23 protein-coding genes and 1 pseudogene are annotated in these 24,204 nt (G+C 64.8%); 13 read left to right on the top strand and 11 right to left on the bottom strand.

Annotated features, from left to right (window positions below; all coding sequences use genetic code 11):
- The first annotated feature begins 87 nt into the window (after window positions 1–87).
- Window positions 88–1,140: a M14 family zinc carboxypeptidase gene (locus Q0T48_RS10735; protein ID WP_295956101.1), complete on the top strand. Its 1,053-nt coding sequence runs from the start codon at window positions 88–90 to the stop codon at window positions 1,138–1,140.
- Window positions 1,137–1,895 (top strand): alpha/beta hydrolase, encoded by a 759-nt coding sequence (locus Q0T48_RS10730; RefSeq protein WP_366887951.1) that lies wholly within the window; start codon window positions 1,137–1,139, stop codon window positions 1,893–1,895. The genes Q0T48_RS10735 and Q0T48_RS10730 overlap by 4 nt, the downstream gene beginning before the upstream one ends.
- 119 nt (window positions 1,896–2,014) lie before the next feature.
- On the opposite strand, the gene Q0T48_RS10725 is transcribed toward Q0T48_RS10730, so the two are convergent.
- Entirely contained in the window at window positions 2,015–4,078 is a 2,064-nt protein-coding gene (locus tag Q0T48_RS10725) for an HDOD domain-containing protein (RefSeq protein WP_295956098.1), read from the bottom strand.
- A 135-nt stretch (window positions 4,079–4,213) separates the two neighbouring features.
- Between Q0T48_RS10725 and Q0T48_RS10720 the strand changes: the two genes are divergently transcribed.
- Window positions 4,214–5,254, top strand: coding sequence for a Stealth CR1 domain-containing protein (locus Q0T48_RS10720; protein ID WP_295956096.1), 1,041 nt, complete (start codon window positions 4,214–4,216; stop codon window positions 5,252–5,254).
- On the opposite strand, the gene Q0T48_RS10715 is transcribed toward Q0T48_RS10720, so the two are convergent.
- The 5 genes from Q0T48_RS10715 to Q0T48_RS10695 form a co-directional block, all read right to left on the bottom strand.
- Entirely contained in the window at window positions 5,197–5,352 is a 156-nt protein-coding gene (locus Q0T48_RS10715; RefSeq protein ID WP_295956094.1) for a hypothetical protein, read from the bottom strand. The genes Q0T48_RS10720 and Q0T48_RS10715 overlap by 58 nt on opposite strands.
- Window positions 5,349–6,395 carry a serine/threonine protein kinase gene (locus tag Q0T48_RS10710; RefSeq protein ID WP_295956091.1) on the bottom strand — a complete coding sequence of 349 codons (1,047 nt, stop codon included), beginning with the start codon at window positions 6,393–6,395 and terminating at the stop codon, window positions 5,349–5,351. Before Q0T48_RS10710 ends, Q0T48_RS10715 begins: the two co-directional genes overlap by 4 nt.
- Window positions 6,396–6,591: 196 nt before the next feature.
- On the bottom strand, window positions 6,592–7,026 hold the full coding sequence (locus Q0T48_RS10705; protein ID WP_295956090.1) for an organic hydroperoxide resistance protein: 435 nt from the start codon (window positions 7,024–7,026) through the stop codon (window positions 6,592–6,594).
- Between the two features lie 47 nt (window positions 7,027–7,073).
- A complete protein-coding gene (locus tag Q0T48_RS10700) occupies window positions 7,074–7,526 on the bottom strand; it encodes a MarR family transcriptional regulator (RefSeq protein WP_295956088.1) in 453 nt (150 codons plus the stop codon).
- A gap of 74 nt (window positions 7,527–7,600) precedes the next feature.
- Window positions 7,601–8,449 (bottom strand): 3-hydroxybutyryl-CoA dehydrogenase, encoded by an 849-nt coding sequence (locus Q0T48_RS10695; protein WP_295956173.1) that lies wholly within the window; start codon window positions 8,447–8,449, stop codon window positions 7,601–7,603.
- Between the two features lie 76 nt (window positions 8,450–8,525).
- On the opposite strand from Q0T48_RS10695, the gene Q0T48_RS10690 reads away from it, so the two are divergent.
- The 6 genes and pseudogenes from Q0T48_RS10690 (at window position 8,526) to Q0T48_RS10665 (ending at window position 14,311) form a co-directional block, all read left to right on the top strand.
- Entirely contained in the window at window positions 8,526–10,136 is a 1,611-nt protein-coding gene (locus Q0T48_RS10690) for a GMC family oxidoreductase N-terminal domain-containing protein (RefSeq protein WP_295956086.1), read from the top strand.
- A gap of 177 nt (window positions 10,137–10,313) precedes the next feature.
- Window positions 10,314–11,012: a PEP-CTERM sorting domain-containing protein gene (locus Q0T48_RS10685; protein ID WP_295956084.1), complete on the top strand. Its 699-nt coding sequence runs from the start codon at window positions 10,314–10,316 to the stop codon at window positions 11,010–11,012.
- Between the two features lie 171 nt (window positions 11,013–11,183).
- Window positions 11,184–12,533: an MATE family efflux transporter gene (locus Q0T48_RS10680; RefSeq protein WP_295956082.1), complete on the top strand. Its 1,350-nt coding sequence runs from the start codon at window positions 11,184–11,186 to the stop codon at window positions 12,531–12,533.
- 79 nt (window positions 12,534–12,612) lie between these two features.
- A pseudogene (locus tag Q0T48_RS10675) lies at window positions 12,613–13,062 on the top strand (DUF1016 N-terminal domain-containing protein); the annotation flags it as partial.
- 45 nt (window positions 13,063–13,107) lie between these two features.
- Entirely contained in the window at window positions 13,108–13,647 is a 540-nt protein-coding gene (locus Q0T48_RS10670; RefSeq protein ID WP_295956170.1) for a PDDEXK nuclease domain-containing protein, read from the top strand.
- Window positions 13,648–13,720: 73 nt separating this feature from the next.
- Window positions 13,721–14,311 carry a malonic semialdehyde reductase gene (locus Q0T48_RS10665; RefSeq protein WP_295956080.1) on the top strand — a complete coding sequence of 197 codons (591 nt, stop codon included), beginning with the start codon at window positions 13,721–13,723 and terminating at the stop codon, window positions 14,309–14,311.
- 19 nt (window positions 14,312–14,330) lie between these two features.
- Here the strand turns inward: Q0T48_RS10665 and Q0T48_RS10660 are convergent, their stop codons facing one another.
- Window positions 14,331–15,437, bottom strand: a complete 1,107-nt coding sequence (locus Q0T48_RS10660; protein WP_295956078.1) for an ABC transporter substrate-binding protein — start codon at window positions 15,435–15,437, stop codon at window positions 14,331–14,333.
- A 118-nt stretch (window positions 15,438–15,555) separates the two neighbouring features.
- Between Q0T48_RS10660 and purT the strand changes: the two genes are divergently transcribed.
- The 3 genes from purT to Q0T48_RS10645 all read left to right on the top strand — a co-directional run bounded on the left by purT (window position 15,556) and on the right by Q0T48_RS10645 (window position 18,596).
- Window positions 15,556–16,758, top strand: a complete 1,203-nt coding sequence (purT, locus tag Q0T48_RS10655) for a formate-dependent phosphoribosylglycinamide formyltransferase (RefSeq protein ID WP_295956077.1) — start codon at window positions 15,556–15,558, stop codon at window positions 16,756–16,758.
- Window positions 16,759–16,775: 17 nt separating this feature from the next.
- Window positions 16,776–17,864 carry a mechanosensitive ion channel domain-containing protein gene (locus Q0T48_RS10650; protein WP_295956075.1) on the top strand — a complete coding sequence of 363 codons (1,089 nt, stop codon included), beginning with the start codon at window positions 16,776–16,778 and terminating at the stop codon, window positions 17,862–17,864.
- 123 nt (window positions 17,865–17,987) lie between these two features.
- Entirely contained in the window at window positions 17,988–18,596 is a 609-nt protein-coding gene (locus Q0T48_RS10645) for a chalcone isomerase family protein (RefSeq protein WP_295956073.1), read from the top strand.
- A 7-nt stretch (window positions 18,597–18,603) separates the two neighbouring features.
- Here the strand turns inward: Q0T48_RS10645 and Q0T48_RS10640 are convergent, their stop codons facing one another.
- On the bottom strand, window positions 18,604–19,359 hold the full coding sequence (locus tag Q0T48_RS10640) for a DeoR/GlpR family DNA-binding transcription regulator (protein ID WP_295956072.1): 756 nt from the start codon (window positions 19,357–19,359) through the stop codon (window positions 18,604–18,606).
- 85 nt (window positions 19,360–19,444) lie between these two features.
- On the opposite strand from Q0T48_RS10640, the gene nudK reads away from it, so the two are divergent.
- Window positions 19,445–20,038, top strand: a complete 594-nt coding sequence (nudK, locus tag Q0T48_RS10635; RefSeq protein WP_295956071.1) for a GDP-mannose pyrophosphatase NudK — start codon at window positions 19,445–19,447, stop codon at window positions 20,036–20,038.
- Here the strand turns inward: nudK and Q0T48_RS10630 are convergent.
- From Q0T48_RS10630 to gorA, 3 genes are read right to left on the bottom strand one after another with little or no spacing between them, the layout of a single operon-like run.
- Window positions 20,035–21,258, bottom strand: a complete 1,224-nt coding sequence (locus Q0T48_RS10630; protein WP_295956069.1) for a GGDEF domain-containing protein — start codon at window positions 21,256–21,258, stop codon at window positions 20,035–20,037. The genes nudK and Q0T48_RS10630 overlap by 4 nt on opposite strands.
- 17 nt (window positions 21,259–21,275) lie before the next feature.
- Window positions 21,276–22,769: an AMP nucleosidase gene (locus Q0T48_RS10625; RefSeq protein WP_295956067.1), complete on the bottom strand. Its 1,494-nt coding sequence runs from the start codon at window positions 22,767–22,769 to the stop codon at window positions 21,276–21,278.
- A 60-nt stretch (window positions 22,770–22,829) separates the two neighbouring features.
- Window positions 22,830–24,197, bottom strand: coding sequence for a glutathione-disulfide reductase (gene gorA, locus Q0T48_RS10620; protein WP_295956065.1), 1,368 nt, complete (start codon window positions 24,195–24,197; stop codon window positions 22,830–22,832).
- Window positions 24,198–24,204: the final 7 nt, after the last annotated feature.

Below are 24,204 nucleotides of genomic sequence, written 5' to 3'. Positions count from 1 at the left end.
CCCACCCTAAACCGGTAACGTGACAGCCGCGTGACCGTGTGCAATAGCCATTCAGCGCGCCAGATTAGCCCCCGCAGCGCCGCCCGCATGGCTATGCTGCCCAGCGTGCCCCACCCATCCCCCTTTGAACTGCCCGAGCTGGACGCGCTGGAGCGCACCATCGCCCTGGGCGGCAGCCACCTGCAGGCACACACCGTGTGCAGCGTGGACCTGCCCGGCGGCGGCCGCTACCCGCTGCGCTGCATCACCCTGGGCAATCCTTCGCTGGACGTGCCCGCCGTGGGCTACTTTGGCGGGGTGCACGGGCTGGAGCGCATCGGCGCGGGCGTGGTGATCGCCTACCTGCACAGCCTGGTGGAGCGGCTGGCCTGGGACAGCGCGCTGCACCGCCAGCTGGAATCCGTACGCCTGGTGTTCATGCCCATCGTCAATCCCGGCGGCATGGCGCTGGGCACGCGCGCCAATCCACAGGGGGTGGACCTGATGCGCAACGCGCCGGTGGATGCGCGCGAGCCGGTGCCGTTTATGGTCGGCGGGCAGCGGCTGAGCGCGCGGCTGCCCTGGTACCGCGGGGCGTTTGGCGCGGCCATGGAGGCTGAAAACCAGGCCGTATGCGCGGTGGTGCAGGCCGAATTGCTGTCGCGCGCCTTCAGCCTGTCGGTGGACTGCCATTCGGGCTTTGGCAGCAGCGACCGGCTGTGGTTTCCCTATGCCCACACCCGCACGCCGATTGCCCACCTGGCCGAGATGCACGCGCTGAAAAACATCTTCACCGCCTCGCACAGCCACTACCGCTACATCTTTGAGCCGCAAAGCCTGCAGTACCTGGCACACGGCGACCTGTGGGACTACCTGTACCGGCAGGCCAGTGCGCAGCCCGAGCGCATCTTTTTGCCGCTGACGCTGGAGATGGGCTCCTGGCTGTGGGTGAAGAAGAACCCGCGCCAATTGTTCTCGCGCCACGGCATCTTCAACCCGCTGATCGCCCACCGCCAGCAGCGTGTGCTGCGCCAGCACCAGTCGCTGCTGGACTTTCTGGCCCGCGCCGCGCATGGGCACAAGCTGTGGCTACCCGCCGAAGACATGCGCACCTACCACCACGCCCAAGCCAGCCACCACTGGTACGGGAGCCGTCCGTGACACCCGTGCCCACCTGGATTCTGCTGCGCGGCCTGACGCGCGCGAGCGGCCATTGGGGCGCGTTCGCGGACCAGTTTGCACAGGCCCTGCCCGGCTGCGAGGTGGTGGCGCTGGACCTGCCCGGCAACGGTCGCCTGCACCTGCAAGCCAGCCCCACACGGGTGCCAGACATGGTGGCCCACTGCCGCGCCGAGCTGGACCGCCGCTGGCTGCCGCCGCCCTACCACCTGCTGGGCATGTCGCTGGGCGCGATGGTGGCGGTAGCGTGGTCGGCAGCGCACCCGCACGAGGTGGCGGCACAGGTGCTGATCAACACCAGCCTGCGCCCGTTCAGCCCGTTCTACCAGCGGCTGCGGCCCCGCCACTACGCACTGCTGCTGCGGCTGGCACTGATCGGCGCAAGCCCCGAGAACTGGGAGCGCAACATCCTGCGCATCACCAGCAATGGCGGGCAGGATGCCGTACTGCCGCTATGGCGGGCCCTGCGCGCACAGCACCCCGTCACCCGCGCCAACGCCCTGCGCCAGCTGCTGGCCGCCGCCCGCTACCGGGCCCCCAAGGTCATAGCCACCCCGACCCTGCTGCTGGCCAGCGCGCAAGACCAGTTGGTGTCGGTCGCCTGCTCGCAAGCCCTGGCCCGGCAGTGGCAATGTGGTTTGCAGGTACATCCCTCAGCCGGACACGACCTGCCGTTGGACGATGGCGACTGGGTTACCCAACAAATAGCGAAAGCGTATCCGCTACTTAATTCATAGCTACTAGCGCATATGGAATATGCGCTAACGCCCTAAAATACTATAAATTTATGCAAAAAACACCCCGTCCAACAACATCGCGGAAATTGCGCGGCACTGTAGTCTGGGGGAGAGCCTAATTACACGGATTGCCGGAAGGCAATGATGGCTTGGTTGCGCAGAGTGCGCAGCAGTGCCAGCTCTTGCTCGTCCAGCGGTAGCACGCCTTTCTCGGCCTTGTCGGCGTAGACCAGGCCGAAAGGCTTGCCCTTGATGACCAGGGGCAGCAGCAAGAAGGTAGGCGCGTGGACGTGGCTGCGGTACCAGGTGGGCAGGCGCTGGGCGATGCGCGGCTCGGTGGCATCGCTGATCATGGTGTCCACGCCTTTGAGGCACACGGTGCTGAACAGGTCCAGGCTGCTGGCCTTGAGGGTGATGTGGAAGGCTTTGACCACGGTGTCGATGCTGCCGACCCCCTCCACACCTGCGCCCAGGCCAAAGCGCCCGGTCAGCGCCTCGGCCTTGGGGTCGCGCAGGCAAAACACCACGCGCTGGAAGGCCATGGCACGGAACATGGTTTCCAGGATCATGCGCAACACGTCGCTGAGCTTGAAGTCTTCCACCATGGCCTGGCTGATGTCCTGGATGCCGGCCGACAGCATATCGGCCACGCTGGGCACCACCACGGCGACGGGCTGGCCTTTGTCGGGCACCGGCGCTGGCGTGGCTTGCAGGGCCAGCGGTGCCAATGCATCCGGCGGGTCGGCCTTTTCGGTGATGGGGGCGGGGTGGGCGGCGATATCTTCGTCGGGGTGTTGCAGCAACTGGGCAGCGGCCGAGCCCTCCAGCACATTGAGCTCCATGGCACCGGCCATGTCGATCAGTTTTTTGCGCGCCGCCGCGGTGGCCTGGCGCACCTGCTGGGGGCGGATGCCCAGGGTTTTGGCGTACAGCCCGGCCTCTTGCGCCAGGCGCAGCTCCAGCTCGCGGGGCGGGGCGCGCAACAGGATGTCGGCCATGTCGTTGGCCACCAGGGCAATCCAGCGCAGCCGCTCGGCAGCCTGCACCGGCGGGCGCAGCGGCGGCTCGCCACGCGGCCTGCGCATGCTGTGCTGGATGGCTTCGGGTAGGCCCCAGGCTTTGGCCACGCCCAGGCCCAGGGTTTCAAAGTCCACTCCCAGCACGCTGGCAGAGGCACGGGCTTCAGACTGCGGTTTGTAGCTGGAGGCCACCAGGTGGCGCACCGCCCGGGCTTCGTCGGCAAAGTAGAACTCGGCCAGCATGCGGCCCAGGTTCTGGAACATGGCGGCGATAAAGGCCTCTTCGTTCTCATGCGCCTCGACGCACAGTTCCACCGCAATCGAGCCCGCCATCAGGGCGCGCAAGAATTCGTCCTTGATCAGGTGGGCATGGGCCTTGTCGCGCATGTGCTCCAGCAGCACCAGGCTCAACGCCATATTGCGCACGCCGTTAAAACCCACCAGGCTGACCGCCCGCGACACGGTGTTGATGCTGCCACCCCGGGCCGCGAAGTGGGCGCTGTTGACCAGGCGCAGCAGCTTGTTGGTTAGCGCCACGTCTTTCAAAATTTCGTTGGTAAAGCTGGCGATGCTCTCGGTTTCCGAGCTGGCCATACCCTGGATACGCACTACCGAGTCGGACATGGCGGGGAAGTCGCTCTTGTAGCGCATGCGGGCCATCAGCGCGTCCAGGCTGCCGTTGGCCGCGGTGCCGGGGGTGCCGGGCAAAGCGGTCAGCGGCGCATGCAGCGTGCTGTCGGCCCATTGCGACAAGGCGCGGCGCAGCGCCTGCAGGCTGGGGGTGCGCTGGGCATCCGGGGCCCGGGCCTGGTCCACGATGGCCTGCAGATCGGCATCCATATCCGCACCGGTACCGTGCGGGCCTGCCAGCATGGCTTCCAGCACATGGCCCACGGCACCCACATCGTCCTGCGGCAGGGCGGCAGACGCGAATGCGGTGTCGGTGAAGTCGGCCGAGTTCGCCAGGTGCGCCCGGCCGGTGGCATCCACCAGCACGTTGGCGGTGGTGGGTGGGCCGTGGGGCCGCCCGGCGGCATGGGCGGCCAGCAGGGCATCCAACAGGTCCAGCGCCAGCGCCACCGCCTCGGCAGGCGGCAAGGCACCGCGCTGGGCCAGCAGGGCGTGTAAATTAGGCAACGACGTGCGCGGGTCAGGGTCGGCCATAGGTCCATCAGTGGGAAGAAATGTCTCTCGTGGAAGTATGACACTGCGGCCCTGCCTTAGCGGCTTTCTGTCGCAAGTTTCTGCACACGCAGGAGTGTGCAGCGGGTGTGTACGCCCACCAAATACCGCTATCATGTGCGGTTGCACTCCAACCTAGCGCCCCCTTCCGCCAGCCCTATCGACATCGTCTACCTGTGGGTCGACGGTAACGACCCGGCGTGGCGCGCCAAGCGCCAGCAGGCCGCCGCCACGCTGCACGCCAGCACCCGCATGGCCGCCTACGCCAACGTCGAAGGGCGCTTTCGCGATAACGACGAGCTGCGCTACAGCCTGCGTGCGCTGGAGCGATTCTTCCCCAACCATGGCCACATTTACGTGGTGACCGACGCGCAAACCCCGGCCTGGCTGGCAGCCGTGCCCGGCATCAGCGTGGTGGACCACCGCGACCTGATCCCAGCCAGCAACCTGCCCACCTTCGATTCCGGCCATATCGAGTCATATATCCACCGCATTCCCAGCCTGTCGGAGCGCTACTTTTACCTGAACGACGATGTGTTTTTTGGCGCGCCGGTGGTGTTGGACGACTGGTTCTGGCCCGGTGGCGTGTGCGTGGCCTGGTCCGACGAGCCGCTGGTCAGCGACGAGCCACTGCGCCCCGATGCCACCGCGCTGGACAACGCCTGCCGCCGCTCCAACCAGTGGCTGCGTGCCCACCCGGTGCCCGGTTACCAGCACACCTTTCGCACCTTTGCACACGCGCCGCGGCCGATGTGCAAATCGCTGCTGGCCACGCTGGAGCAGGTGGCGCCCGACATGTTTTCCCGGGTGCGCTCCACCGTGTTCCGCGCCTGGGACAAGCCCGCCATCGTCTCCGACTTTGTGCTGCGCTGGGCCCTGGCCCACGGCTACGCACAGTTGCGCGAGTACGCCCACCAGTACCTGTGCACCAGCGATGCCGACACCACGGACGACCTGGACCAACTGGTGGCTCGCAACGGCCAACTGGCCTTCTTCTGCATCAACGACACCACCGACGATGCCCTGCCCCACGACCCGCGCCTGGCCCGGGTAAGGGATGCGTTACAGCATATGTTTCCGGTAGCGTCGAGGTTCGAGACTCAGCAGAACGCCCAGGCCAGCCAGGCCGGGTCTTCCAACACATTGAGCACCAGATAGACCCCGACGCGGTAGGACAGGTATTCACCCAGGTGCAGCGCGTCGGCCCAAGTCGGGGGCCACGCAATGCCTGCGCGTTGCAACAATACCGCCGTCATACGTACAACGGCTCTTCCTGCATGGCTTCGATTTGCTCCGTCAGCATGTTGACCTGGCCCACCCAGTAGTCGCTGCTGCCAAACCACGGAAAGTTGACCGGGAAGGTCGGGTCGCTCCAGCGCCGGGCCAGCCAGGCGCTGTAGTGGATGAGGCGCAGGGTGCGCAGCGGTTCGATCAGGGCCAGTTCGCGGCGGTCGAAGCTGCGGAATTGTTCGTAGCCATCCACCAGGCCACTGAGCTGGCCGGTGCGCTGGGCGCGGTCGCCACTCAGCAGCATCCACAGGTCTTGCACGGCCGGGCCGGTGCGGGCATCGTCTAGGTCGACAAAGTGCGGGCCACCGCCGGGACGGTCGGTGGGGGTCCAGAGGATGTTGCCAGGGTGGCAGTCGCCGTGCAGGCGCAGGGTTTTGATTTGAGGGTCTTTTAGGTCTCCAGCGCTTTTCGGTAATACGCTAGCAGCTATCAAATCGAGAGCTTCAGTGCAGGCCTTTTGCCACGGGCCTTGCACGTCCAGCGGCACGATCTCGTGCTTTACCAGCCAGTCGCGCGAATGCAGGCCAAAGCTTTGCAGGTCCAGCGCCGGGCGGTGCACAAACGCGTGTTTGGCCCCCACGGTGTGGATGCGGGCCAGGAAGCGGCCAATCCACTCCAGCACCTCGAAGTCGTCCAGCTCGGGCGCGCGGCCACCCCGGCTGGGGCTGACGCTAAAGGCGAATCCAGCGAAGTTGTGCAGCGTGGCCCCTTCCAGCACCAGCGGGCCGACGGCGGGAATCTCGGCGGCCATGAGTTCGGCGGCGAAGCTGTGTTCTTCCAGAATCTGCGCGTGGCTCCAGCGCCCAGGCCGGTAGAACTTGGCCACCACCACGCTGCCGTCTTCCAGGTGCGCCTGGTAGACCCGGTTTTCATAAGAGCTGAGGGCCATCAGGCGGCCATCGCCAAACAGGCCAACACTGGCCAGCGCGTCCATCACCACGTCGGGGGTCAGGGCCTGGTAGTCGTGGGAAATAGCAGAGGAGCCGGAGGAATCAGAAGGGAAAGACATGGAGCGATTGTCGTCGCTCCAAAACAAAACGCCCGCGCCAAGCAAATGGCGCGGGCAATAAAAGCATCCCCCTAGGCGAGCGCAGTAAAGCCCCTTCGTGAACACCGCAGAACTGGCTTTGCCAGGCTGCAGGTGTTGCCCCCTGCAAGGGGGTGGGGCGAAAGACGCGTAGCGCTGTAGCCTGGAGGTGCGCTAATTACGCAATGACCAGATCCACTTCGATCTGGTCACGGGTGGCGTTGGAATAAGGGCACACGTGGTGGGCCGCCGCAACCAGTTCTTTGGACTGCTCAGCGCTCAGGCCGGGCAGGTGGATTTCCATCTTCACGGCGATGCCGTAGGCGTTGTTCTCGATCGGACCAAAGGACACAGACGCGTCAATGGAGGCATCAGCGGGCACGGCGATCTTCAGCTTGCCGCTCACGGCCTTCATGGCACCCATGAAACAAGCCGAGTAGCCGGCAGCAAACAACTGCTCGGGGTTGGTGCCGGAGCCGCCTGCGCCGCCCATGACCTTGGGGGTAGACAGGGTAACGCTCAGCGCGCCGTCGTCCGACTTGGAGGCACCTTCGCGGCCGCCGGTGGTGTGGGCGTGGGCGGTGTAAACGACTTTTTCGAGCTTCTTGACCATGATGGTTCCTAGGAAAAATGCCCCGGTGGGGCGGGTTGAAAAAAGTATCAGGCGGTGGTTAAACGCCCACGCAGTGCCTGGACTTGCTGCGTGAGTGTGATGATTTCGGGCAGCGTGCACTGGGTGGCGCTGAGGATGCACGGCGGTACTTTGGCCGCTTCGGTCTTGAGGTTGCGGCCTGCAGGTGTCAGGGTGATGAACACCCGGCGCTCGTCCTTCGCATCGCGCAGGCGGCTGATCCAGCCTGCGGCTTCCATGCGCTTGAGCAGCGGGGTCAGCGTGCCGGAGTCCAGCGACAGGCGTTCGCCCAGCTCGGACACCATCAGGCCGTCGCGCTCCCACAGCGCCAGCATCGCCAGGTACTGCGGGTAAGTCATGCCCAGGTTTTTGAGCAGCGGCTTGTACAACTTGGTCATGGCCAACGAGGCGGAATACAGCGCAAAGCAGAGCTGATTGTCCAGCTTGAGCATGTCGTCGATGGTGAGGATTTTCGTTGGCATGGGTTGAATTATAGCGTGCAATTATATTTTGCACAACTTAATTTATAACGCACCGAAGTGCGTCGCCTGTTGGCTTAGTAGGTGTAGATGCCCTGCCCCGTCTTGCGGCCCAGGCGGCCTGCGGCCACCAGCTCTTTGAGCAGCGGGCAGGGGCGGTATTTGCTGTCGCCAAATTCGGTCAAAAACACTTCCATCACCGCCAGGCACACGTCCAGGCCAATCATGTCGGCCAGGGCCAGTGGGCCGATGGGCTGGTTGCAGCCCAGCTTCATGCCGGCGTCGATGTCTTCTGGCGTGGCCACGCCCTCGGCCAGCACGAACAGCGCTTCGTTCACCATCGGCATCAGGATGCGATTGACCACGAAGCCGGGGCCATTCTTGACGGTGATGGGGGTCTTGCCCAGCACGGCGGCCATGGCGTGCACGGCATCGTGGGTGGCATCGCTGGTTTGCAGGCCGCGGATGATCTCCACCAGCGCCATCAGCGGCACGGGGTTGAAGAAGTGCATGCCGATGCAGCGGTCGGCCCGTTTCGTCACCGCCGCCAGCTTGGTGATGGAGATGGACGAGGTGTTAGAGGCAATCAGCACCTCGGGGGCCAGCAGCGCGTCGAGCTGTTGCACGATCTTGACCTTGAGGGCGTAGTTTTCGGTGGCGGCTTCGATGACCAACTGGGCGCTGGTGAAATCGCTGTATTGGGTGGAGCCCTGGATGCGGCCCAGGATGGCAGCCTTGTCTTCGGCGGTAAGTTTGTCTTTCTTGATCAGCCGGTCCAGGCTGCCTGCGATGGTGGCCAGGCCCTTGGCGACCGCCTCTTCGCTGATGTCTACCATCACCACCTGCAGGCCCGCCGCCGCACAGGTTTGCGCGATGCCATTGCCCATGGTGCCCGCGCCGACAATGCCGACGGTGTTGATTGTCAAAATGCCGCTCATAGAAAACTCCCCATTGGAAAAAGATAGTTCGGTTGCAGTGCAGCATTCATCATAAACATCCCTTATGTTCGACTACCTCATCATTGGCGGCGGCGCAGCGGGCTGCGTGCTGGCCGGGCGGCTGAGCGAAGACCCGGCGATCCACGTCGCCCTGCTCGAATCCGGCCCCAGCGACCACAGCGCCCTGGTGCAGTGCCCTTCGGGCATCGCGCTGCTGGCCCGCACCGGCCAGGCGCAGTGGCGCTTTGCCACCGTGCCGCAGCCGGGGCTGAACGGGCGCTGCGGCTACCAGCCCCGGGGGCGGGTGCTGGGCGGCAGCAGCTCCATCAACGCCATGGTCTACACGCGCGGCCAGCCCGGCGACTTTGACTTTTGGGCGGCCCAGGGCAACCCTGGCTGGGGCTATGCGGATGTACTGCCGTACTTTAAAAAGGCCGAGGGCAATCGCCGGGGCGCAGATGCCTGGCACGGGGCCGACGGCCCGCTGCAGGTGACCGACCTGCAAAGCCCCCACCCCGCCAGCCACGCCTTTGTGCAGGCCGCGGTGCAGGCCGGGTTTGCCGCCAATGCCGACTTCAACGGCGCCCGCCAGGAGGGCGTGGGCCTGTACCAGGTGATGCAAAAAGACGGCGAACGCTGTAGCGCGGCCAAGGCCTACCTCACGCCCCACCTGGCGCGGCCCAATTTGCAGGTGTTTACCGGCGCGCATACCACCCGCATCCTCACCCAGAACCGCCGCGCCGTGGGCGTGGAATTCATGCAAGACGGCCTGCTGAAACAGTTGCGCACCCAGGGCGAGGTGCTGCTGTGCGCCGGGGCCTTGCAGTCGCCGCAGCTGCTGATGCTATCGGGCATTGGCGACCACGCGCAATTGCTGGCCAACGGCATCGCCACGGTGCACCACCTGCCTGGTGTGGGCCAGCACCTGCACGACCATGTGGACGTGGTGCAGGTGGTGAAAGCCCCACAGGCCAAGGATTTATGGGGCATTTCGCCCACCGGTATCGCCCACATTGCCCAGGGCGTGCGGGACTGGCGGCGCGACCGCACCGGCCTGCTGACCAGCAACCTGGCCGAGGCCGGGGGCTTCCTCAAAAGCCAGCCGGACGAGCCCCAGCCCGACCTGCAACTGCACTTTGTGCCCGCTCAACTGGCCGACCATGGCCGCAAGACGCTGTGGGGCCATGGCTATTCGGTGCACATTTGCGTGCTGCAGCCCGCCAGCCGGGGCAGCGTGCGGCTGAACGGCAAAGACCCGCTGGCCCCGCCGCGCATCGACCCCAACTTCCTGGGCGCGCTGGAAGATATGGAACGGCTGCGGCGCGGGTTCCAACTGGTGCGGCGCATCTGCGCCCAGCCTGCGCTGGCGGCATGGGGCGGCCGCGAGCGAACCGCCCATGCCCAAAGCGAGGTGGAACTGGAATTGCTGCTGCGCGAAACCGCCGACACGGTGTACCACCCGGTGGGCAGTTGCCGCATGGGCCCGGGGGGAAATGGAGAGCATGCGGACGTGGTGGATGCCCGCCTGCGCGTTCACGGCATGGCCGGGCTGCGGGTGGTGGATGCGTCCGTCATGCCGCGCATCGTCAGCGCCAATACCACCGCGGCCACCACCATGCTGGCCGAAAAAGCCGCAGATATGTTGCGCGAGGACACGGCGCCTACGTCGGAATGAAGGCCAAAAAAGTGTGACTTATTTCCGTCCGATGTGTCGGGATTAATTACAATTTTCTACTCGTTTGTTACGTATTTTTTAAAATACCCAATAAAAACAATAACTTACATTTGCGGCCCATTACTTGCTTTTTATTACAAGTTCCCAGTGTTTCAAATCTACATACAAAAGAATCCCATGAAATTTCGCAATCTCTTAGGCATGCTGGCTTTGGCTTTGACAGTCTTCTCGGCATCCGCTACGCCCTGGTCCAGTACCGACAGCTTTGGTTACACCGGAACCACCACCAGCTACAACCAGCGCGATATGGCAGATGCCACCAGCATCGTGAGTGGCGACGACAACGCGGCTTCCAATGTGGCCTTGCCGTTCAGCTTCAACTTCTTTGGCACCAACTACAACTCGCTGTGGGTGTCCACCAACGGCTTGGTGGGTTTCTCGTCCAGCAATGCGGGATCCTATTGCTGCAGCGGCACTGCCCCAGGCGTGTCGAACAGCATTTCCTTGGGCTGGATGGACTGGATCACCAGCGTAACGGCAGTGTCCTCCGGTGCAGCCGGTTCCCGCGAATTCATCCTGAACTGGAGCGGCAGCGAATATGGCAGTGAAGGCGGCATCAATGCCCAGATGATCCTGCACGAAGCCAGCAACGACATCGAATTCCAGTACGCCAACCTGGTGGACACGGAGCACTCCATGTTCATCGGCATCACCGATATCGCCACCACCGACTACTTGGAATATGTGGGTACCAGCCTCAGCCAAGTGGGTCTGCTGGCCAGCACCAACCATGTGCCCGAGCCCGCCTCGATGCCGTTGGTCGGCATGGCTCTGGTCGGCATGGTGGTGGCCCGCAAGCGTCAAAAGCAAGCCTAAGCTCCTCCTACTTGGGGAAACAAAAAAAGGGTGCCTAGGCACCCTTTTTTGCACGCTATTTTTCTTGCAACAGGTGCCAGCGCGATGTGGGGCCTGCTCTATCATGGCTACACACCATCGTCTAAGCAGCGCGTTGCGTCCCCCGGTGTGTGTACCCCCATTTGCACCCCCATGCACCTCCCCGAACGCCCCCGGCTCAACGCCATCGCTGGCCCCATCTTTGGCGAATTCCTGCTCGGCTACACCGTCATCATCGCCGGGCTATGGCTGGCCTCGCACACCTCGGACGGCGCAGCGGGCAGCCTGGGGCTGGCCAACCAGGTGCTGGAGACGCTGTACGTCGTTTTCAGGGTTCTGGCCATCGGCATGGGCGTGGTGATCACCCAACTGCTGGGCGGCCAGCAGGTGGAACAGGTCCGGCGCACGGCTTTGGCGGGCCTGGGCGCGTGCACCTGGGCGGGCTTGCTGGTGGTGTCCGCCCTGGTAGTGGCCAACGACTGGATTCTGGACCTGCTGAACGCGCCGGACGAGATCCTGCCCCTGGTCAGCCCCTACCTGCAACTGCTGGCCCCGGCCGCGCTGCTGGACGGCTACAACCTCACCATGGCCTCCATCCTGCGGGCGCACCTGCATGCCCGCGACTCGCTCAAGGTGATGGTCATCATGCACTGCACCCACCTGGCGCTGGCCGTGCCGCTGATGCTGGGCTTCGGCCCGTGGGAGGGGCTGGGGCTGTACGGCTTTGCGGTGGCCCTGGTGATCAGCCGCGCCGTGGGCCTGGGCCTGCACCTGGTGCTGTGGCGCAAACGCATGGCCCTGGTGCCCACCGCCCGCCACTGGTGGGTGCTGCAGTGGCGCGTGCTGGGGCCGGTGCTGCGCATCGGCGTGCCGGGCGCCAGTGCCGAGCTGGGCTACCGCGCCGCCTTCATGGTGTCGCTGGCCGGGGCCGCACGCCTGGGCGTGGTGGCGCTGGCCACCCATGCCTACACCTTGCAGCTGCTGCGCTACGTGCTGCTGATCAGCCTGGCGATTGGCTGGGCCTGCGAGATCATGGTGGGGCGGCTGGTGGGCGGTGGCCAGTTCAACCAGGCGCATGCGCTGGTGCGCAAAGGCCTCCGCAACGGGCTCATGGCCTCAGGCGGCATGGCCGTGGTAGCGGCGCTGGCCGCGCCCTGGCTGATGCACATCTTCACCAAAGATCCGCACGTGATCCACGCCGCCCAAACCCTGCTGTGGATCGCCGTAGCGCTGGAGACCGGCCGCGCCTTCAACCTCATCATCACCGGCGCGCTGCGGGCCACCGGCGACGTGATCTACCCGGTGGCCGCCAGCCTGGGCTCGTTTGCCCTGGTGCTGGGCTGCGGCTCGTACTTTTTAGGCCACCGCTTCGGCCTGCCCGGCATCTTCATCGCCTACGCCGCCGACGAATGGGTGCGCGGCCTGCTGATGTGGGCCCGCTGGCACTGGCACGGCTGGCTGCCCCACGCCCGCAACTCGCAGCGCCGGGTACGCAGGCGGTAAATTTAGATAAAATTGGCCTCTAGCGCATACTCCACCTACGCTAAAAGCTCTTAATTTGATAGTGAATATTGGAATTCCCATGGACGATGAGCTGCCCAACGCCCCTGCACCGGTCGAGTCTGCCTTTGCCGAAGTGGTGCAGCTGATCCATGCGGCGCGCCAACGGGCGATGCAGGCCGTGAACACTGAACTGATCGACCTGTACTGGCGCATCGGTGCCTACCTGCACCACAAGATCGAGGCCGACGGCTGGGCCAAGGGAACGGTAGTACAACTGGCCGCGTAGATCGCGCAGCGCGAGCCAGGCGTGCGCGGTTTTTCGCCGCAAAACCTCTGGCGTATGCGCCAGTTTTTTGAGACCTACCGGAACGATTCAAAACTCTCACCGCTGTTGAGAGTTTTGCCGTGGTCGTCCCATCTGCACATCCTCAGCCGCGCAAAACGCAGCGAAGAACGCGAGTTCTACCTGCGCATGGCGACGCAAAACCGCTGGCCGGTGCGCGAGGTTGCGCGGCAAATCGACAGCGCCCTGCTTGAACGAACCGTACTCAACCCGCCAAAACTCTCAACAGCGTTGAGAGTTTTGCAACCGCAAGCCGAGAGCTTTTTCAAGGATGTCTACCAGCTTGAGTTTCTGGGGCTACCTGCCGAACACTCCGAGCAGGACTTGCACCGTTCACTACTGCAGCACCTGGGGCGTTTCCTGACCGAGCTGGGGCGCGACTTCTGCTACGTCGGCACCGAATACCCGGTGCAGGTAGGAAACCAGGACTTCGCGTTGGATTTGCTGTTTTTCCACCGGGGACTGAACTGTCTAGTGGCCATTGAGCTGAAAGTCACCGCCTTTGCACCCGAGCACCTGGGCAAACTCAATTTCTACCTCGAAGCCCTGGACCGCGACCACCGCAAGCCGCATGAAAACCCGGCCATCGGCCTGCTGCTGTGCGCATCCAAAGACAGTGAGGTGGCCGAATACGCGCTCAGCCGCACACTCTCCCCCGCGCTGGTCGCCAAGTACCAAACCCAGCTCCCCGACAAACACCTGCTGGCTGCCAAACTGCACGAGTTTTATGCGCTGAACGCGGCAGTACCCGATGCGGCCACGGATATTTAGTATAAAAATAGCTTTTGGCGCATATAAAACCTACGTTAGCAGCTCTTATTTTGATAGTAATCAAGGAGTTTTCATGTCCACCCCTTTGCCCACCGCCAGCCTGGAACAAAGCTTCCTGAGCGCCCGCACTTTCAGCAAATTTACCGACCAGGCCGTGCCCGATGCGCTGCTGCACCAGCTCTACGATCTGGCCAAGTGGGGGCCTACGTCGATGAACTGCCAGCCCGCCCGCCTGGTGTTCGTGCGCAGCCCCGAGGCCAAAGCCAAACTGAAACTGGCGCTGGCCCCTGGCAATGCCGACAAAACCATGGCCGCGCCGGTCACCATCATCGTGGCCATGGACAGCCGTTTTTATGACCACCTGCCCGAGCAGTTTCCAGCCATGAACGCCAAGCCGATGTTCGAAGGCAACGCCGTACTGGCCGAGGGCACGGCCTTTCGCAACAGCAGCCTACAAGGTGCCTACGTGATCCTGGCCGCCCGCCAGCTGGGCCTGGACTGCGGTCCGATGAGTGGCTTTGATGCCGCCAAGGTGAACGAGCAGTTCTTCCCCGATGGGCGCTTCCAGGCCAACTTCCTGGTCAATCTGGGCTACGGCGAAGCCGGAACCCCCTACCCCCGCGGCCCACGCCTGCCGTTCGATACGGCCTGCAGCATCGCTTGATCGGCTGAACGGCTGGGGGCTAGCGTCGGAACTTGCCGTCAGGCCCAATGATGGACAGGTCGGCAAAGTCCAGCCCGGTGTGGTCGGTAGGGCTGTAGCCAATCTCCAGGCCGCCCAGGTCAAACTTGTCCATGCCCTCCAGCGCGGCCTGTAGCCGCTCGCGCGTAGGCCGGGGACCGGCGCGGCGCAGGCCTTCGACCAGCACCTTGGCGGCGGCAAAGCCTTCCAGCATGGCCGGGCTGGTATCGGCCAAGCCTTTGGCGCGGGCCGCATCCACCATTTCCTTGACCAGCGCAACCGACTGGGACTGCGGAAACACCTGGCTGACGATCACGCCCCGGGCATTGCCACCAAGTGCGGTGATAAACCCCGCCGTGGCGTTGTTGGACAGGGCCACGCACTGCGCCGTGCTGCCCGCGGCCCGCAGCGCCTCGATGGCGGCCACCGCATGGGTTCCCGAGGCCACCAGCAGCACCGACTGCGCGCCCGCTTGCACGATGGCGGGCGCCAGGCTGGCGAAATCCGGCTTGCTGCGGTCAAACTTGTACAGCCCCACGGCCTCCAGATGGGCCTTTTGCAGACCCTTTTGCGCCCCGGCCAGACCGTCTGCACCAAAGCTGTCGTCGGCGTAGAGCACGGCGATTTTGGACAGGCCGATGCTGGCCTGGTGGGTGATGGCTTTTTCGGCCTCGTGCTGGTAGGTGGCGCGCACATTGAAGATGTATTTCTGTACCGGCTGGTGCAGCACCATGGCCCCGGTGGACGGCCCCACCAGGGGCACATGGTACTTGTTGAGCCAGGGGATGATGGCCTCGGTGTGCGGTGTGCCACGGGTCAAAAACAGGGCCAGCACATTCTTCTTTTCGATCAGCTCCCGGGCGTTCTCGGCGGCCAGTGCGGGCTCGAACTTGTCGTCCATCGACAGCAGCTCGACCTTTTGCCCGCCCACGCCGCCCTTGGCGTTGACGCGGTCAAAGTACAGCATGGCCCCGGCCAGCGTCTCCTTGACACCAGCCGCCACGGCCCCGGTGAAGCCGCTGGTCTGGCCAATCAGGATTTGCGCCTGGGCAGCCAGGCCCGCCGTAGCCAGCAGCACCGCAATCGCCAGGGAATGGGTTGTCTTCATAGAGTTATTTTGAGATGGTTGGATGCACCGCGGGCCATTGGGCCACAAGTCCATGCCGGGCATGCGGTAAATTCCCTCCCTCCAGCCCCCCTTCTTTACGCTTTCCGCGGTACCCACCATGCGCTCTTTCGGCACACCCTTGTCCCCCTCTGCAACCAAAGTCATGCTGCTCGGCTCCGGCGAGCTGGGCAAAGAAGTGCTGATTGCGCTGCAGCGCCTGGGTGTCGAAACCATCGCCGTCGACCGCTACGCCAACGCGCCCGGCCAGCAGGTGGCCCACCATGCGCGCACCATCACCATGAGCGACCCGGCCCAGCTCAAAGCCCTGATCGAGGCCGAGCGCCCGCACCTGGTGGTGCCCGAAATCGAGGCCATCGCCACCCCCATGCTGGAAGAACTGGAGGCCGCCGGCACGGTGCGGGTGATCCCCACCGCCCGTGCCGCCCGCCTGACCATGGACCGCGAAGGCATCCGCCGCCTGGCCGCCGAGACGCTGGGCCTGCCGACCAGCCCCTACGTGTTCTGCGATTCGCTGGCCGAGCTGCAGGCCGCCATTGATGCCACCACCGGCTACCCCTGCGTGGTCAAGCCGGTGATGAGCAGCTCGGGCAAGGGCCAGAGCAAGATCAGCGGCCCGGCGGACGTGCAAGCTGCCTGGGACGTGGCGATGGCCGGGGGCCGTGTCAGCCACGGACGCGTCATCGTCGAAGGCTTTATCGACTTCGACTACGAAATCACCCTGCTGACGGTGCGCGCCCTGGGGGCCGATGGCGCAGTGGACACCCATTTCTGTGAGCCCATCGGCCACATCCAGGTCAGCGGCGACTACGTCGAGAGCTGGCAGCCGCATCCCATGCCCAGCCTGGCGCTGCAACGCTCGCAGGCCATCGCTAAAGCAGTGACGGACAACCTGGGTGGCCAGGGTTTGTTTGGCGTGGAGCTGTTCGTGAAGGGCGACGCGGTATGGTTCAGCGAAGTCAGCCCGCGCCCGCACGACACCGGCATGGTCACGCTGTGCACCCAGTGGCAAAACGAATTCGAGCTGCACGCCCGCGCCATCCTGGGCCTGCCGGTCAACACCGCCCTGAAGTCGCCCGGCGCCAGCGCGGTAATCTACGGCGGTGTGGATGCCCTGGGCATCGTCTTCGACGGCGTGGCCGAGGCGCTGCGCGTGCCCAACACCGACATCCGCCTGTTCGGCAAGCCCGAAAGCTTTGTGAAGCGCCGCATGGGCGTGGCCCTGGCCTTTGATGCCGACGTGGAAGTCGCCCGCACCCGCGCCAAGCGGGCCGCGGCGCTGGTCAAGCCCCGCACCGCCTAACCCGATTGCAGCGGTCCATGCACTTCAACCAGCTCATTGCCTGGGCCGACGACTCTTCGCTGCGCATGCTGCTGGCTGCCGGGGTAGCGGTACTACTGGCGCTGGCGCTGGTGCTGCACGCTGTGGGCGCGGCCCTGGTACGGCGCGTCACCCGCAGCCTGCCACTGGCCTCGGCCATCGCCTACGCTTGCCACGCACCCACCCGCTTTGTGTTGCCGCTGATCGGGCTGCAGGCGGTGTGGCAGATTGCGCCGCGCGACTTTCCGCTGATTGCCGAGGTGCGCCATGCCAACGTGCTGCTGCTGCTCGTCAGCCTGACCTGGCTGGGCCTGCGCGTGGTGCGCGGCACCGTCCAGGGGCTGATTGCCTCGTATCCGCTGGAGGCGGTGGACAACCTGAACGCCCGCCGCGTGCACACCCAGGCCAAGGTGCTGGCCAACACCCTGGTCATCGGCATCCTGGTCACCGGGCTGGCGGCGATGCTGATGACCTTTCCCGAGGCCCGGCAGTTCGGGGCCAGCTTGCTGGCTTCGGCAGGCGTGGTCGGCATCATTGTGGGCATGGCTGCGCGGCCGGTGCTGGGTAACCTGGTGGCGGGCCTGCAGATCGCCCTGGGCCAGCCGCTGCGCATCGACGACGTGTTGATCGTGCAGGGCGAATGGGGCCGGGTGGAAGAGATCACCGGCACCTACGTGGTGCTGAAAATCTGGGACCAGCGCCGCCTGGTCATTCCGCTACAGTGGTTCATTGAAAACCCGTTCCAGAACTGGTCACGCCGCAACCCCGAACTCATCGGCACCGTGTTTATCTGGGTGGACTACGGCATGCCGATGCAGATATTGCGCACCGAGGCGCAACGGATCTGCGCCGCCTCCCCCGCCTGGGACGGCCGCCACTGCAAGCTGGACGTGACCGATACCACCGACCACGGCGTGCAAGTTCGCGTGGAAGTCACCGCGGCCAACGCCGACCTGCTGTGGCGCCTGCGCTGCGACGTGCGCGAGGGCCTGGTGGACTTCCTGCAGCGCCAGTACCCGCAGCACCTGCCGCGCATGCGTGCCGAGCTGCACCAGACGGCCGAGACGGTTGGGTTTAAAAACTATTAAATCTATAGCGCCTTATATAGATGACATATACGCCAGAGGCCAAAATGTTATTAAAACGGGGGATGACAACTGGGGCCAACAAGGTAAGCTTGGGTTGCCCCCTTTTTACAAGAGATGCCTCCGATGACCCGCCTTTTTTGCCCCAAGCTGCCCGCTATCCTGGCGGTGGCTTTGGCCGCCAGCCTGCTAACCCTGCCCACCCAGGCCGCCCCCGCCACCCCGTTCGCTGCCGAAGCCCAGGTCCAGGGCACGCCGCTGGTGCTCAACGGCGCAGGCACCCGCTTTCGGGCGGTGTTCAAGGTCTACGACATGGCCTTATACACGCCGCACAGAGTCAACACGCCCGAAGAATTGCTGGCGCTGCCCGGTCCCAAGCTGCTCAGCTTCACCGCCCTGCGCGACCTGCCCGGCACCGACCTGGGCCTGGCCTTCATCAAGGGCCTGTCGGCCAACTCCCCCAAAGAGTTGGCGCTGAAGCACACCGTGTCGTCCAACCGCCTGATCGAAATCTTCTCGGGCCGCAGCAAGCTCAGCCCCGGCGACACCTTTGCCATGCAGTTCATCCCCGGCCAAGGCACGCTGTTCTTCATCGGCGGCCAGCCCCAGGGCAGCCCGGTGGGCGATGCCGAGTTTTTTGCCATGGTGCTGAACATCTGGGTGGGCAGCAACCCGGCGGATTACGGGCTGAAAGCGGCTTTGCTGGGGCAGGAGCCAGTGAAGAAGTCCTACTGAGCCCCCGCTACCCGCGCACCAGCGCCAGCCCCAGCGCCGTCAGCGCCGCCACCTCATGGTCGGTGGTGCCCGGCTCCACCACCAGCCCGGTGGCATCCGTGCAGGGGGCGATCACGTAGGGCGAGGCGGCGTGCAGCTTCTCAGCCGAGGCCAGCACCCAGGTTTCGGCCGACTGGGCCATCAGCGCGCGCTTCACATGGGCTTCTTCCATGTCGCCGGTGCTCAGGCCCACGCGGGCGCTGATGCCGGTCACGCCCATGAAGTACAGGTCGGCGCGGACCCGGCCGATGGCCTCTACCGCCGCCGCGCCCACGGCCACCACCGAGTGCTTGAACAAACGCCCGCCCAGCAGTTGCACCTCGATCCGCGGGTGCTCCACCAGGGCCAGGGCGATGGTCGGGCTGTGCGTGACCACAGTGGCTTGCAGCGTGGGCGGCAGACGCTGCGCCAACTGCTGGCAGGTGGTGCCGCCGTCGATGAACACCACCTGGCCGGGCTGCACCATGGCCGCGGCGGCAGCGGCAATCGCCTGCTTGCCCGGCATCTGCAACTGGCTGCGCGCGGCAAAATTGGCTACGGCGGGCGACGCCGGCAGAGCCCCGCCATGCACCCGCTGCAGCAGCCCCTGGGCGGCCAGCGCACGCAGGTCGCGCCGGATGGTGTCTTCCGACAGGCCTAAAGCAGCGCTGAGGTCGGCAGCCACGACGCGGCCGTCGCGGCGCAGGGTTTCGAGCAGCAGGTGTTTGCGTTGTTGGGTCAGCATAGTCAATATTTTTGCACGTTTTTCATTGAAGTTGCACGAAACTGCATGACTGCGCTAAACTTTCGCCACCACCACCGGAGCCCCCATGCACGCCCTAGACAGCATCCGCATCGTTGAAGAAAAGCTTTTGTCGAACGACTGGTATCGGCTGAAAAAAACCACTTTTGAGCTGCGCCGCCGCGACGGCAGCTGGCAGCGCCAGAGCCGCGAAACCTACGACCGGGGCAACTGTGCCACCATCCTGCTGTACAACGCCGCCCAGGGCACGGTGGTGCTGACGCGGCAGTTCCGCTTCCCCACCTATGTGAACGGCAACCCCAGTGGGCAGCTCATTGAAACCTGCGCCGGCCTGCTGGACCAGGACGACCCAGCCACCTGCATCCGCCGCGAGGTAGAGGAGGAAACCGGCTTTCGCATCGACGGCGTGCGCAAAATCTTCGAGGCCTACATGAGCCCCGGCTCGGTGACGGAAAAGGTGTTTTTCTTTGTCGGTGCCTACACCGCCGCCGACAAGGTATCGGACGGCGGCGGCGAGCACCACGAGGGCGAAGATATCGAGGTGCTGGAGCTGCCCTTTACGACCGCGCTGGAGATGGTGGCCGACGGGCGCATCTGCGACGGCAAGACGATTCTGCTGCTGCAGTACGCGCAGTTGCAGGGGCTACTGCAAGCTCGCTAAATAACGGTCAACCCCGCCCCGCCATCCGATTGCACCAGTTGCCCACGGCCGGCCTTTTTGGCCTCGTACAGCGCGGCATCGGCGCGGGCGATCAGACCGGGCAGGGTGGAATCGCCGTCTTTCAGCACGCCCACCCCGGCGCTGTAGTCCAGGGGAAAGCCCAGTTCTTTTTCAGCCGTCTGGTGCAGCATGGTGCGCAGGCGCAGGTCAAAGCCGATACTGGCCGAGCGGTGGGTGTTGGCCAGCACAATGCAAAACTCTTCGCCGCCCAGGCGGCCCACCAGATCACCGGTGCGGCGGCTGTCGCGCAGCAGGCGGGCAAACAGCTTGAGAGCAGTGTCGCCCACTTCGTGGCCGTAGGTGTCATTGACCCGTTTGAAGTGGTCGATATCCAGCATCATCAGGGTCAGCGGCTGCTGGTAGCGCATGGCGTTGGCAAACATGCCCTCGGCGCGCTCCAGCCAGCCCCGGCGGTTCAGCAGGCCAGTCAGCCCGTCGGTCATAGCCAGGTTGTGCAAGCGGGCTTTGGCCTCGTCGCGCCAGGCGGCCAGCAGGGCCACCATGCATGCGACAAAAGCCAGATTCACCGCCAAAGCCATGGCCATATCGGCGAAGGGCAGCAGGGCCGCCCCGCCCCAGCCGCCCACCAGCCCACGCACCAGCAGTACCACCGCCAGGCCCGTCAGGCAGCCGCACAGCATCCAGCGCCAGGCACGGCCCATGTGCCGCATCGGAAACAGGGTGGCCGCCGCCGCTAGCACCAGCATGGTCACCAGGCACAGATGGGACCAGCCCCACTGGAAGGCCGGACTGGCCGAACCCAGCAAATAGCCCAGTGGCGTGGCCACCAAAAGCAGGCGCAGGCAGCGCTCGCTCAGGCGGTAGTCCAGCCCGTAGTACACACCGGGGCGCGGTGGCTTGCGTGGGCGCTTGCGGTTGGTGGGCGGGCGCGTACGGTGGCCCAGCCAGCTGCCCAGCGCCCGGTGCAGCAGCCACAGCCCCAGGCTAAAAAACAGCAGCGCCAGGGGTGCCAAGACCGAAGTCCAAACCGTACCGGCTGTGATGGCGGCAACACCGCCCAGCAGCAGGGCCGCCAACGCAATTTGCACACAGCGCGTGGCCGCACTGGCCCCGGTACCGATGATGACCAGCAAGGCCAGCGATACCACGCCAACATTGGCGGTGGCGATCACCAGCAGGGTCGGCAGATCGAGCAGCATGAAAACCGGCATCCGCGTTACTGGAATGCCACTTCGGCAAAGCTGCGCAATTTACGGCTGTGCAGCTGGTTGATGCCCTGGGCGCGCAGCAGTTCGATGGCGCGGATGCCGATGCGCAGATGCTGGTCTACGCGTTCGCGGTAGAAATGGTTGGCCATGCCGGGTAGCTTAATTTCGCCGTGCAACGGCTTGTCGCTAACGCACAGCAGGGTGCCGTAGGGCACGCGGAAGCGGAAGCCATTGGCGGCGATGGTGGCGCTTTCCATGTCCAGCGCCACGGCGCGGCTTTGGCTGAAGCGGCGTTGCGGCTGGTTGTTGGGCAGCAGCTCCCAGTTGCGGTTGTCGGTGCTGGCTACGGTGCCGGTGCGCATGATGCTTTTCAGCGCCGCGCCCTGAATTTGGGTGACATCGGCCACGGCCTGCTCCAGCGCCATCTGGATTTCGGCCAGCGCTGGAATCGGCACCCACAGCGGCAGCTCTTCGTCTAGCACATGGTCTTCGCGCACATAGCCGTGGGCTAGCACGTAGTCGCCCAGTTGCTGACTGTTGCGCAGACCGGCGCAGTGGCCGACCATGATCCAGGCATGCGGGCGCAGCACGGCGATGTGGTCGGTGATGTTCTTGGCGTTGGCCGGGCCTACGCCGATGTTGACCATGGTGATGCCCGCGTTGTCGGCGCGCACCAGGTGGTAACCGGGCATTTGCGGCAGGCGCGGCGGTGCGGCACCCAGGGCATCGCGCGGCTCGGTAGGCAGACCCACGCGGCGGGTGATGACGTTGCCAGGCTCGACAAAGGCGATGTATTCGCTGGCCGGGTCGGCCATGGCGGCATGCCCCATGCGGACGAATTCGTCGATGTAGAACTGGTAGTTGGTGAAGAGCACAAAGTTCTGGAAATGCTCGGGCCCGGTGCCGGTGTAGTGGCGCAAGCGGTGCAGCGAATAGTCCACCCGCGGCGCGGTAAACAATGCCAATGGCTGCGGGTCGCCGGGGCGGGGTTCGTAGGTGCCGTTGGCAATGCCATCGTCCATGGCGGCCAGGTCGGGCAGGTCGAACACGTCGCGCATCAGCATACGGCGGCTGGCATCCATCTGGCCTTCGACGTGGTCGTGTTCAGCAAACGAGAAGTGCACCGGGATGGGCAGGGCGCTGGTGCCAATTTCCAGCTCGACCTGGTGGTTTTGCAGCAGCAGGCGAAACTGCTCCAGCAGGTAATTATTGAACAGGTCGGGCCGGGTCAGCGTGGTCTCGAATCGGCCGGGTCCGGCCACAAAGCCGTAGCTCAGGTGCGCACCTTCCAGCTCGGCAGCGCGGGCCACCGTCTCGGTGTGCAGACGCACAAATGGGTAGCAGGCCCGCACATGGCCGGGCAGGGTTTCGCCTGCCACAAAGCGCTGCATGGCAAGCCGCAGATGCTCGATCTGCTGGTCGTAAATCAGGCGGACCTGCGCCAGAGCGGCAACCGGGTCTGTGAAACGGGTGGGGGCAATGAAGGCGGGTAGGTAGGGCATGGAGCTATTGTGCAGTGCAATAGACGAAGTTGAACAGCCCTGCGCCTCGCGCCCAAAAGCTTACGGAGTCACGGGCTCGCGCATGGTGACGAATTCTTCGGCTGCCGTGGGGTGGATGCCAATGGTGCTGTCAAACACCGCCTTGGTCGCGCCCGCCTTCATGGCCACGGCAAAACCTTGCACCACCTCGCCTGCGTCGGCACCCACCATGTGCAGGCCGACCACGCGGTCGGTCGCGTCGTCCACCACCAGCTTCATCAACGTGCGTTCGGTGCTGCCGCTCAACGTGTGACGCAAGGCCTTGAACTCGCTGCGGTAGATGCTGACCTGGCCAAACTGCTTACGGGCTGCCTCCTCCGACAGGCCCACGGTGCCGATGTTGGGGTGGGTGAACACGGCGGTGGGGATGAGGTCGTAGTCCATCTGCCGTGCGGTCTTGCCGGTTTTGGGGCCGAGCAAATGGTCGACCAGCACCATCGCCTCGCCCAGCGCCACCGGGGTAAGCTGGATACGGGCCGTCACGTCGCCCAGCGCGTAGATGCTGGGCACCGAGGTCTGGTAGTGGGCATTGACCTCGATAGCCCCGTCTTTGCCCTGCGCCACGCCTGCCGCCTCCAAGCCCAGTCCCTGCACATTCGGTACGCGGCCAATCGCGTACAGCACCTGGTCTACCGTCAGGGTGTCACCGCCGACCAGCCGCACCTCCAGCCCGGCGGGCGTGTGCAGGATGCTGGCTACGTCGGCCTCCAGCCGCAAATCGACACCGGCCTTGCGCACCTCCTGGGCCAGAAAGTTACGCACGTCGTCATCAAAGCCGCGCAGCACCTGCGTGCCCCGGTAGACCTGGGTCACCTGGGAGCACAGGCCGTTGAAGATGGAAGCAAATTCGCAGGCGATGTAGCCCCCGCCCACCACCAGCAGGCGCTGGGGGAAAGGCTCCAGGTCGAACATCGCGTCCGACACCACGGCGTGCTCGCCACCCGGAATGCCGGGCACGGTGGGCGTGCCGCCGGTGGCCAGCAGGATGTTTTCGGCGGTGAAGGTTTGCTCGCCCACCTGCACTGTGTGCGCGTCCACCAGCGTGGCCCAGCCGAGAATGAGCTGCACGCCCGCGCCCACCAATAGTTGGCGGTAAATGCCGTTGAGCCGGGTGATCTCGGTGGCGCGGTTGGCTTTGAGTTTGGCCCAGTCGAACGTGGGGTGCGCCACCTGCCAGCCAAAGCCTGCGGCCTCTTCAAACGCCTCGGCGTAGCCCGCGGCATAGCTGTACAGTTTTTTGGGGATGCAGCCCACATTCACGCAGGTGCCGCCCAGAGCCCCCACCTCGGCCAGCGCCACCCGGGCGCCGCGCTGGGCCGCCATACGGGCCGCACGCACGCCACCACTGCCGCCGCCTACCACCACAAGATCAAACTGGAACGAAGACATAGAGGTT

This window comes from Rhodoferax sp. (genome assembly GCF_025354435.1).
Classification (GTDB): domain Bacteria; phylum Pseudomonadota; class Gammaproteobacteria; order Burkholderiales; family Burkholderiaceae_C; genus Rhodoferax_B.
Note: the sequence above shows the minus strand (reverse complement) of the source record. Positions and strands in the feature narration are given on the sequence as shown.